Consider the following 10,441-nt stretch of genomic DNA (forward strand, 5'->3'; position numbering starts at 1 on the left):
CGTTGATGAAAACACCGACAGGAGCTTTGTTATCATGAACTTAGCCGCAGACACGTTAGTTACAGGCAATACAGTTATAAACAGCATAGTGACAAACAACGACGTTATTATTGAGATCGACGCAGTCAGCAAATGGTACGGTGCGTTTCAGGCGCTGAATAACGTGACGCTGAACGTGGAGAAAGGCGAGCGTGTAGTGATTTGTGGCCCTTCCGGCTCCGGCAAATCTACGCTTATCCGCTGCATTAACCGACTGGAAGAGCACCACGACGGGCATATCCGCGTGAATGGCATTGAGGTCAATGACAACATCAAGAACATCAACCGCGTGCGCTCAGGCATCGGTATGCTGTTCCAGCAGTTCAACCTGTTTCCCCACCTGAGCGTGCTGGATAATCTGACGATTGGCCCGACGTTGGTCAAACAGCGTAAGAAGCAGGAAGCCATTGATTTAGCGATGCACTATCTGGAAAAGGTGCATATTGCCAATCAGGCGCATAAATTCCCGCTACAGCTCTCCGGCGGCCAGCAGCAGCGTGTGGCCATTGCCCGGGCGCTGTGTATGCAGCCGGAAATCATGCTGTTTGACGAACCCACCTCTGCACTGGATCCAGAGATGATTAAAGAGGTGCTGGATGTGATGCTCGATTTGGCGGAATCCGGCATGACGATGATCGTCGTCACCCATGAGATGGGTTTTGCTAAAACGGTCGCGGACAAAGTCATTCTTATGGCCGATGGCAGCATCGTTGAATCCGCCCCGCCGCAGGACTTCTTCAACACGCCATCACATCCCCGCACGCGCCAGTTTCTGGATCAGATCCTGAGCCATTGATAAGCAAAAAAATATCCGCGTCGGTTTCCCGACGCGGACAGCGTTGACTTAATGGGGGGAGATTAGCGTGAGGACAGCTGCTCTAAGCTCTGCTTCGCCACCTGATACAGATAGTGCGCGGTCGGGAACAGTGCGCGATCGTCAACGCGGAATTTCGGGTGGTGCAGCGCATACGGTCCGCCGGAGCCGACCATCATGAACGTCCCCGGCAATTTCTGCTGATAGAACGCAAAATCTTCACCAATCGGGCTGGCTTCCACGCGGCGCGCTTCAAACCCTTCGTCACTCGCCACATTCAGCGCAAACTCAACCCACTCTGGCGTGTTGATCACCGACGGCGGCCCTGCGTGCCACAGGAACTCAATTTCTGCGCCAAAGGTGCTGGCGATACCCGCCACGATCTGACGAAAACGCTGTTCAATCAAATCACGCGCGTCCTGATTAAACGTTCTGACCGTGCCTTCAACGTAGGCCGTATCTGGGATAACGTTCCAGGTGCTGCCACTATGTACCTGCGTAATCGACACCACCGCGTTATTGTCGGACGATACCGTGCGGCTGATGATGGTTTGTACGGCAGAAATCAGCTGACCCAGAATGATAATCGGATCGTTACCTTCATGCGGCTTCGCAGCGTGACAGCCTTTCGCCGCAATCTTGATCTCAAAGCGGTCAACGCCCGCCGTCAACGCGCCGTCTTTCCCACCGATGACGCCAACAGGCAGAGTCGGATCGTTGTGAATGCCAAAAATTGCTACCGCATTGTCCAACGCGCCAACGGCGATGACTTCCGGTGCGCCCAGCCCGGTCTCTTCAGCGGCCTGGAACAAAATTCGCACAGTGCCTTTCAGCTCCGGCTCGATTTTCTTCAGCAGAATCGCCGCGCCAAGCGCAGCGGAAGAGTGAAAATCATGACCGCAGGCGTGCATCACGCCTTTGTTGAGCGACGTAAATTCTACGCCTGACTCTTCTTCAATCGGCAGAGCATCGATATCAGAACGCACCACGACCAGTGGACCATCCTGTAAGCCGCCGACTTCTGCAACCAGACCGGTTTTCAGCGGCAGGTCGAGGATGCGAATCCCCTCTTTTTCCAATACCGCACGAATCTTCTTCGTGGTTTCGAACTCCTGATTCGACAGTTCAGGATTGCGGTGTAAATCGTGGCGAAACGCCTGAATAAACTGAGCCAGAGGCTCGTGCTGAGGTGCTGTTCTCATGAATACTTGCTCCACATTATCGTGCCCTGCCTGACAGGGCTGCCTTGTTCAGGCGTGCAGGTGTGTCTACGTATGCGTTAAATATCGTACTCAAGCGGCTCAGGCAGCTTGGTCAACTGACGCAGGAAACGCTGGGTTTGCGGGTTGTCCGAGAAGCTAATAACCTGCTCCGCCGGGCCTTCCTCAACGATATGACCGTCCGCCATGAAGATCACCCGGTCTGCCACTTCTTTCGCAAACTGCATTTCATGGGTGACGATCACCATCGTGGTGTCATTTTTCGCCAGCTTCTGAATTACCTGAAGCACTTCGTGGACCCTTTCTGGGTCAAGCGCCGAGGTCGGTTCATCAAACAAAATCGCCTTCGGATCCACCGCCAGCGCACGCGCAATACTCACGCGCTGCTGCTGTCCGCCAGATAGCGTCACCGGATACTGTGCCGCCTGCGGCAGCAGGCCGACCTGCTCCAGCAAAGCCAGGCCGATTTCATTCGCCTGCTGCTTCGGCATTTTTTTCACGACAATCAGCGCTTCCGTCACGTTCTCGAGCGCCGTCTTGTTCTTAAACAGGTTGTAACTCTGGAATACCATCGCCGTCTGGCGGCGTAGCGCATAGGCTTCTTTAGTGGAGTAACGACGCGTATCCAGCGTTTGTTCGCCAATTTCGATCGTGCCCGACTCTGGCGTTTCCAGCAGGTTCAGACAGCGCAGCAGCGTGGATTTACCCGAACCAGATGGACCGATAATCGCCACGACTTCACCTTTCGCGATATCCAGACTAATGTTGTCCAACACCACCTGATCGCCAAAGCGTTTAGAAAGATTCTTTACACTGATCATGTCAGCCCCTTATCGCTGTAGCGAGTGATTCAGTTTCTTCTCCAGCTGTTTTTGCAGCCAGGCGTAAACAACAATCACCATCCAGTAAATCAGACCCACAACCAGGAAGGTCTCAAAGAAACGCAGAGATTCAGCGGCAATCATCTTGCCTTCCGCGAACAGTTCGGAGACGCCCAGCGCAAACGCCACCGAGGTATCTTTAATCAGGGAAATGAAGGTGTTCCCCGTCGCGGGCAGCGCATTCAGCATGGCCTGAGGCAACACGATGCGGCGATAAACCTGCGCTTTACTCATGCCGATGGATAAGCCCGCTTCCGTCTGGCCGAAATCCACCGAGGACAAGCCCGCACGGAAAATCTCAGCCATATAGGCGGAGGTTTTCAGGCTAAAGCCAATAATCGCGGCCGTCATCGCATCCAGATTGGATAAGCCAGGGAATAGCTGCGGCAGACCGAAGTAGATGATAAACAGCTGAACCAGCGACGGAATACCGCGGAACAGCGAGATATACAGTTCGACGATTTTTACTACCACGACGATCTTGCTTTCACGCACTAACGCCAGGAGAAGGCCGAGAACCATAGCAAAAAACATCGAAACCACGGCGAGGAACAGCGTGGTTGGCAAATACATTAATACCTGGGGAAAGACCTTTAACAGGTAGGCAAGATCGATATTCATGAGTAATACCATTAATGCATCCACCGGCCATATTGCGCCGGTGGAACAGGGTTATGACTATTTGCTATATAACGAACCATCTGGCTACATAACAAATCATCTGGCTACATAACGGCTCGCCAGAATGACGGCGTGAGGTTATTTAGCCGGTGATACCGTGATGTCTTCACCAAAATATTTTTCGGAGAACGCTTTCAGGCGTCCATCTGCACGCATTTTCGTCAATTCCGCATCGAACTGTTTACGCAATGCATCTCCTTTCTCGTCCTTATGGAACGGGAAGCTCACTTCTTCAATTACCAGCGGCTCGCCAACCAGTTTGAACGGCAGGTTACGCTTATTGATTTCTGCCAACAGAATCGGACGTGAATTCACGTAGCCTTCAACACGTTTAGACAGCGCATCGTTCATCGCGCCATCGCGTGTTTCATAGGTACGAATATTCACGCTGCCGTCAGCAAACGCTTTTTTCAGGTTGTTAACGTGGTTGGAACCCAGAACCCCAGCAACCGTCTTCCCTTTCAGGTCAGCCAGTGTATTAATGTCCGCGTTGTCTTTGTGCGTCACAATCTGGCTGCCGTAGAAGCTGTACGGTTGAGCGAAGTTGTATTTTTCCTGACGCGCTGGAGTAATCGCTACCACGTTCGCCACGGTATCCAGCTTTCTCGCTTCCAGTTGACCCATCAGGCCGCTGAAATCAGCGGTGACCCACTCGACTTTGTAGTTCAGATCTTTCGCGATGGCTTCCGTGACTTCAACGTCAAACCCGACCAGCTTGTTATCCTGCTTGAAGCCACTTGGATAACTTTGGCCTGTTGAACCCACTTTCAATACTTTTTCCTGCTCAGAGCCGCTCTTCCCAGAATCGCAGCCAGCAACAAGAAAGGCGGTCGTCAGCGCCAGAACAGACAACGTTACTTTTTTCATCATTTTACTGCCTCTCTTTTTGATTTTTTATCTTTCCACTGGTCATACAATTGGTTATCAAGGATTTTTTCCATCCAGATTGTCAGGTGTCCTTTTCCCAGATTCGTCTGCCCGACTTCCTTGAAACCATAATTTCTGTACATCTCAATCAGCCACGGGTGATTTTGCGCGGTACCGAGCGACACAGCAGGCGCTTTGAGCTGGTTAATCAGAATTTCTTCCTCCAGCCAGCTCATCATTTGCTTACCCAGCCCCTGTTTTTTATAGCCAGGGTGCGTCGCAAACCAGCCCAGATGCGGTAGACCGAACGGGCCTGGCTCCGGCCCCCACGGATAGCGGATGGTAAATGACGACACCATCTCACCGTCTTTTTCCATCACATAAACGCCGTGTGAGGCAATATGTGTACGCACCATGTCGATATCCGCATGGGCGGCAGAAAAGTTGATACCCAGCTGGCGAATCGGCTCAAATGCCGCCAGCGCCAGTGCCAGATAGGTTTCATCGTCCGCAAGCGTAGCCTGACGAAATACGATACTCATGATGTCACCTTATGCTGGCAGCAGGCCGGAGTTATCCGCATAGCGAATCACGTCATCAACCTTCTGCGGCGCACTGCCAACATAGTTAGCCGGATTCAGCCACTCGTCCAGATCGGCGGCGGTCACCTGTTCAGAAAGCACCGGATGGGCCAGCAGTACCGATTTAAAGGACTGATTCTGCTCAAATGCCTGCATCGAGCACTCGTAAACCAGATGGTGAGCAGTCTGCTTGCCGAGACGTTTGCCAATCTCGAACATCACTTTCTCAGACAGCAGCAGGCCATTTTGCAGATCGAGGTTCGCCAGCATCTGCTTCTCGTTGACGGACATGCCACGCAGGATGCCAAGCGCATTCTGAAGCTGAGCAGACAGATAGATATTGATTTCCGGCAGCGCGATCCACTCCGCACGCCAGCTCATCGCATCACGCTCATGCTCAACTTTCATAGATTCATGAATCAGCGCAGCGCTCTTGAACAGTGGAGCCGTCAGGCTCGCCAATCCTTCCAGCGCCGCTGGATTGCGTTTATGCGGCATCGTAGTAGAACCGATTTTCCCTTCGGAGAACGGCTCTTCGATTTCGTTAATCTCGGTGCGCATCAGGTTGTACAGCTCGTTGCCGATTTTGCCCAGCGTACCGCTGATCAGAACCGTAACGGATGCATATTCGGAGAAGCGATCGCGGGCAGACTGCCAGCCGATATTCGGCGTATTCAGCCCCAGTTTATCCAGCGTCAGACGCTCGATTTCCGGCCCTTTCTCGCCAAAAGAGGCATAGGTGCAGATGGCACCGTTGATGTTGCCAACCAACACACGTTCTTTGATTTCACTCAGGCGTTCGAGGTGACGGATAAATTCATCCAACCAGACGGCTAATTTGAAGCCAAACGTGGTGGGCAACGCCTGCATACCGTGGGTACGACCGGCCATCAGCGTATGCTGGTGTTTCTTTGCCAGACGTTTCAGTTCAACGGCCAGCAGTTGTGTATCTCTAACGACAATATCAAAAGATTGTTTCAGCTGTAACACCGTCGCTGTATCAACGATGTCCTGCGTGGTCACACCATAGTGAATAAACTCACCTGCGGCACCACACTGTTTCTGAATCGCGGCAATCGTCGGCATCAAAGAGTGCTTCATGCGCGCGGCATCTTTTGCAATCTCTTCAACGTTAAGCGCGCTTGCGTCAGCGTTTTCTGCAATGGTTTTTGCCGCATCCAGCGGAATGACACCCAGTTCACCCTCGGCAAGCGCCAGGGCAACTTCGACTTCGACCTGTTTAGTCAGGCGGTTATGCTCGGACCAGACGCCGCGCATTTCAGGCGTGCCAAAATTATTCCCTATAAGAAGAAAATCAATAAGATGTGATGCCATAATTAACTCGTTAGTGTTGGATTTATCAGGCGGGATTTATGTCGTCTTTTTAATTTTTAAAAATATAACATGCGGAAATTATGCGCTTTATACCTTTGGGATCTATCTTAGATCAAAAAGTTTGATTGCAAACTATGCATGTAGAAATGTTCGCTAACACTCTCCCTTCTGCTGAAAAACCCATTTGTCACTTTCCTCTTCCTACAATGAAACTCCTTATCCGTATGAGCGCAGCCAAAGGATTATCATGCTTTCCCACACGATATTACGTACTCCCCGTAGCTTATTGATTACCATGATCATTATTTCCGCATTCTCTACTCAGGCTCAGGCGCAGGATCGCTACCAGTTGGAAAAGGTCGTTGAAGTCAGCCGTCATGGCGTACGTCCTCCAACAGAATCCAACACGACGGCGTTGGAGTCCGGCACGGCGCGGCAATGGCCTCAGTGGGTCACGCGGGAAGGTGAATTAACTGGACATGGCTATGCCGCCACCGTATTAAAAGGCCGCTACGAGGGTGAGTATTATCGTCAACAGCATCTGTTCGCATCAGGTTGTCCGACGGAACAACAAATTTATGTGCTCGCGAGCCCGCTACAACGCACTCGCGCAACCGCCCAAGCCTATATGGACGGCATGTTTCCGGAGTGCGGCGTTGCAACACATGCCGTTGAGGATGAAAAGCAGGATCCGCTGTTCCATGGGGACAAGATGGGCATTGGCACGCTTGACCCCGAACGGGCAAAGGCTGCGGTGCAGGAAGCCATAGGAGGTGATTTGAATATCGCCTATGAGCGTCTTAAGCCCAATATCGAGCTGTTGAAGCAGGTCGTATGCGAAGCGGATAAACCGTGTCCGGTATTCGATAAGCCGTGGGCGATAAAACAGGATAAAGACGGTTCAATTTCTATCAGCGGTCTGAATACGCTGGCGAATATGAGCGAGGTTTTCCTACTGGAATACAGCGAGAATCTACCGCAGGCACAGGTCGCTTTTGGTCACGTCAGCAACACACAGGATCTCATCCCATTAATGGCGCCGATGACCGCTAAATACGACTTCACCAATGATGTTCCTTATATTGCACAGCGCGGCGGTTCGCTATTCATGCAGCAAATCGCACAGGCTCTGGCACAGGGAACACAAGAAGAGCAGGACACGTCACAAGGTGAGCCACCAGCCGTTCCTTACTTGCTGTATGTTGCTCACGACACCAACATCGCTTATCTGCGCACGCTATTGCAGTTTCACTGGCAGCTACCCGGCGATACCGCCGATAACATTCCGCCCGCAGGCAGTCTGGTATTCGAACGCTGGCGCGATACCACCACTCAGCAGCGTTTCTTGCGTATCTATTTCCAGACGCAGTCGCTGGATCAGATTCGTTCACTGACGCCGCTTGACGATCGGCAGCCGTTACTGAAAGAGGAATTGACTTCTCAGGGCTGCCAGCAGACAGAAAAAGGCACGCTGTGTCCTTTTAGTACCGCACTGAAATCAATGCGAGAAAGTATCGATAGCAGCGCGCTGGCACCTGTGCATTACGCGCTGTAACGCACGATATCGCAGGGAACAACAACGTCTTGTCGGGTTGATGAATCCGACAAGGCTTTCGCCAGAGAAGGCAAAGTACAAACGAAAAAAAAGCACACCTTTCGATGTGCTTTTCTTTTTAATTGGTCGGCGAGAGAGGATTCGAACCTCCGACCCACTGGTCCCAAACCAGTTGCGCTACCAAGCTGCGCTACTCGCCGAATGTACTGCTTTTTTGAACATCACTGATGTTCTCGTTTGTGTGGTGCGAAGAGAGGGACTTGAACCCTCACGTCCGTAAGAACACTAACACCTGAAGCTAGCGCGTCTACCAATTCCGCCACCTTCGCATAACTCACAAACCGTCAATCAACTACTCTAGCTGCAAAATCTGGGGTGGCTAATGGGACTCGAACCCACGACAACTGGAATCACAATCCAGGGCTCTACCAACTGAGCTATAGCCACCATCACCACACTTTACATCAACTACTTATTACGCGGTACTTCCTTTTTACGGGATACTTTCTTTACGAAAAAAAGTGTACCACCGCAGCTCTTGCACACAACATACTTCATAAAAATATAATGGTGCGCCCGACAGGATTCGAACCTGAGACCTCTGCCTCCGGAGGGCAGCGCTCTATCCAGCTGAGCTACGGGCGCTTAGCGCCGTTGCGGGGCGGGATATTACGGGCTTAGCGACTGGCTGTCTAGTGCTTTTTTATCGAAATGATGCGTTTGATTAGGATTTGCTCATTCTAAGCTAAATAACACACAGTTCCGCCCTTCCCGCCCCCAAATACTACGACTTACTCCCTGTCAGCGACATTTTTTTGCCCAGTCCCAGCGCGAAATAACACAGGCTGACCACGGCTAAAAAGGCGATACCGACCAGTAAAGACATCCGCGTATCGATATTGATGTACATGCCCACCAGCACACACAGCAAAAATGCCATCGTCAGGTAGTTTACCCACGGGAACAATATCGATTTAAACGGGTGTGCGGCCAGCGCTGCGCGATGCTGTTCACGAAAACGCAGTTGGCTAATCAACACCACAAACCACGGCACCATACCCGGCAGCACGCTGGCGCTATAGACATACACAAACACTTTTTCTGGGTTAGGGATGATGTAATTCAACACCGACCCAGCCATCAGGCAAAGAATAGAAATCATGACGCCTGCCGCGGGTACGCCGCTGGCCGTCACTGTACCTAACCAGGCAGGAAGCTGGCGGTTGTTGGCCAGTGAGTACAGCATACGTCCACAGCTATACATGCCGCTGTTGCAGCCAGACAATGCAGCAGTCAATACCACAAAGTTGATGATACCTGCCGCCGCAGTGATACCAATTTTCGCAAATGTCATCACAAACGGACTACCGGACGTGCCGATTTCATTCCAGGGGAAAATCGTGACGATAACGAAGATCGCGCCCACATAGAAAATCAGGATGCGCCACAGAATGTTGTTGATCGCGCGCCTCAGCGTCACCTGCGGATTTTTCGCCTCGCCCGCCGTAATGCCGACCAGTTCCACGCCCTGATAAGACGCCACGACCAGACAGAGTGCGAACAGCAGACCTTTCCAGCCTCCCGCGAGGAAACCGCCGTGTTCGGTCAGGTTACTGAATCCGGTCGCCTGACCGTGGTTACCAAAGCCGAAGAAGATAATGCCGACACCGACGACGATCATCACGACGATGGTGGTGATTTTTATCATCGCGAACCAGAATTCGATTTCGCCATACAGCCTGACTGCCGCAAGGTTTGCCCCCGCAACCAGAGCAACCGCGGCAATAGCCGGTAACCATTGCGGCAAATCGGGGAACCAATACTGAACATAGACGCCAATAGCGGTAATTTCCGAAATCCCGACCGCCATCCACATAAACCAGTACCCCCACGCGGTGAGATAACCGAAAAAGGGACTCATGTATTTATGCGCGTAGACGGCAAACGACCCCGCAACCGGCTCCAGAAACAGCATTTCGCCCATTGAGCGCATGATGAAGAAAACGAAGATCCCAGCGACAATATAGGCCAGCAATACTGACGGCCCTGCCCACTTCAGCGCGCTAGCCGCACCCATAAACAACCCGACGCCAATCGTGCCACCCAGCGCAATCAGCTCAATATGCCGGGCTTCCAACCCTCGATGGAGTTTTTCCTGCTTTACATCTTCTGCCATATATCCTCTGTCTTTATGTTGTGCTTATCCCGGCTGCTGCCGGTTATTGTTCTTATTTCAGAAATACTGCCGACTACCGATGAGAAAGAACGTACCCTTGCCCCAAATTAGCGGCATGAAAATACCGTAATGTGAGTTTGAATAACACATCAGGGATGACGAATACGCCAAAGATAGAATTCTGTATTTCTGATTGGCTGGCAAACAGACGATTAAAATCGAATAGGAATAAGAAATCGGATTTATATACTGCGGGGAAAGGTTGGCGCGTTTAACGCGCCAATGCAATAAA

At 51.7% G+C, this 10,441-nt stretch carries 9 protein-coding genes and 4 tRNA genes; 2 read left to right on the forward strand and 11 right to left on the reverse strand.

The features are described from left to right. Positions 1-34 precede the first annotated feature (34 nt). Positions 35-835: an amino acid ABC transporter ATP-binding protein gene (locus NXT09_RS16105; protein WP_240346493.1), complete on the forward strand. Its 801-nt coding sequence runs from the start codon at positions 35-37 to the stop codon at positions 833-835. Positions 836-897: 62 nt separating this feature from the next. Here the strand turns inward: NXT09_RS16105 and NXT09_RS16110 are convergent, their stop codons facing one another. The 6 genes from NXT09_RS16110 to purB form a co-directional block, all read right to left on the reverse strand. Further along, complete coding sequence (locus tag NXT09_RS16110; RefSeq protein ID WP_014916936.1) at positions 898-2,055, reverse strand: M20 peptidase aminoacylase family protein; 1,158 nt, start codon at positions 2,053-2,055, stop codon at positions 898-900. Between the two features lie 77 nt (positions 2,056-2,132). Next, positions 2,133-2,894 (reverse strand): amino acid ABC transporter ATP-binding protein, encoded by a 762-nt coding sequence (locus tag NXT09_RS16115; protein WP_240583999.1) that lies wholly within the window; start codon positions 2,892-2,894, stop codon positions 2,133-2,135. 9 nt (positions 2,895-2,903) lie between these two features. Next, positions 2,904-3,575: an amino acid ABC transporter permease gene (locus NXT09_RS16120; RefSeq protein WP_205552236.1), complete on the reverse strand. Its 672-nt coding sequence runs from the start codon at positions 3,573-3,575 to the stop codon at positions 2,904-2,906. 138 nt (positions 3,576-3,713) lie between these two features. Further along, the gene (locus NXT09_RS16125) at positions 3,714-4,505 is read right to left on the reverse strand and encodes an amino acid ABC transporter substrate-binding protein (RefSeq protein ID WP_039486699.1); all 792 of its coding nucleotides are present in this window, start codon (positions 4,503-4,505) and stop codon (positions 3,714-3,716) included. Beyond that, positions 4,502-5,044: a GNAT family N-acetyltransferase gene (locus NXT09_RS16130; protein WP_095700871.1), complete on the reverse strand. Its 543-nt coding sequence runs from the start codon at positions 5,042-5,044 to the stop codon at positions 4,502-4,504. Before NXT09_RS16130 ends, NXT09_RS16125 begins: the two co-directional genes overlap by 4 nt. A gap of 9 nt (positions 5,045-5,053) precedes the next feature. After that, complete coding sequence (purB, locus tag NXT09_RS16135) at positions 5,054-6,418, reverse strand: adenylosuccinate lyase (protein ID WP_268580390.1); 1,365 nt, start codon at positions 6,416-6,418, stop codon at positions 5,054-5,056. A 247-nt stretch (positions 6,419-6,665) separates the two neighbouring features. Here purB and NXT09_RS16140 point away from each other — a divergent pair, with 247 nt between their 5' ends. Then, positions 6,666-7,973, forward strand: coding sequence for a histidine-type phosphatase (locus NXT09_RS16140; protein WP_268580392.1), 1,308 nt, complete (start codon positions 6,666-6,668; stop codon positions 7,971-7,973). Between the two features lie 123 nt (positions 7,974-8,096). On the opposite strand, the gene NXT09_RS16145 is transcribed toward NXT09_RS16140, so the two are convergent. From NXT09_RS16145 to thrP, 5 genes are all read right to left on the reverse strand, one after another. After that, a tRNA-Pro gene (locus tag NXT09_RS16145) sits at positions 8,097-8,173 on the reverse strand. A gap of 42 nt (positions 8,174-8,215) precedes the next feature. Next, positions 8,216-8,302 (reverse strand) — tRNA-Leu (locus NXT09_RS16150). 42 nt (positions 8,303-8,344) lie between these two features. Further along, a tRNA-His gene (locus tag NXT09_RS16155) sits at positions 8,345-8,420 on the reverse strand. A 121-nt stretch (positions 8,421-8,541) separates the two neighbouring features. Beyond that, positions 8,542-8,618 (reverse strand) — tRNA-Arg (locus tag NXT09_RS16160). Between the two features lie 139 nt (positions 8,619-8,757). Beyond that, the gene (thrP, locus tag NXT09_RS16165; protein ID WP_268580394.1) at positions 8,758-10,149 is read right to left on the reverse strand and encodes a bifunctional threonine/serine APC transporter ThrP; all 1,392 of its coding nucleotides are present in this window, start codon (positions 10,147-10,149) and stop codon (positions 8,758-8,760) included. Between the last annotated feature and the right edge of the window lie 292 nt (positions 10,150-10,441).

The sequence above is a fragment of the Pectobacterium jejuense genome (assembly GCF_026800125.1).
Taxonomy (GTDB): Bacteria; Pseudomonadota; Gammaproteobacteria; order Enterobacterales; family Enterobacteriaceae; genus Pectobacterium; species Pectobacterium jejuense.

Bases quoted from the DNA above. Each gene is read 5' to 3' on its own strand.
- NXT09_RS16105 (WP_240346493.1), top strand. From the start codon at position 35: ATGAACTTAGCCGCAGACACGTTAGTTACAGGCAATACAGTTATAAAC.
- NXT09_RS16140 (WP_268580392.1), top strand. From the start codon at position 6,666: ATGCTTTCCCACACGATATTACGTACTCCCCGTAGCTTATTGATTACC.
- NXT09_RS16115 (WP_240583999.1), bottom strand. From the start codon at position 2,894: ATGATCAGTGTAAAGAATCTTTCTAAACGCTTTGGCGATCAGGTGGTG.
- NXT09_RS16110 (WP_014916936.1), bottom strand. From the start codon at position 2,055: ATGAGAACAGCACCTCAGCACGAGCCTCTGGCTCAGTTTATTCAGGCG.
- purB (WP_268580390.1), bottom strand. From the start codon at position 6,418: ATGGCATCACATCTTATTGATTTTCTTCTTATAGGGAATAATTTTGGC.
- NXT09_RS16120 (WP_205552236.1), bottom strand. From the start codon at position 3,575: ATGAATATCGATCTTGCCTACCTGTTAAAGGTCTTTCCCCAGGTATTA.
- NXT09_RS16125 (WP_039486699.1), bottom strand. From the start codon at position 4,505: ATGATGAAAAAAGTAACGTTGTCTGTTCTGGCGCTGACGACCGCCTTT.
- thrP (WP_268580394.1), bottom strand. From the start codon at position 10,149: ATGGCAGAAGATGTAAAGCAGGAAAAACTCCATCGAGGGTTGGAAGCC.
- NXT09_RS16130 (WP_095700871.1), bottom strand. From the start codon at position 5,044: ATGAGTATCGTATTTCGTCAGGCTACGCTTGCGGACGATGAAACCTAT.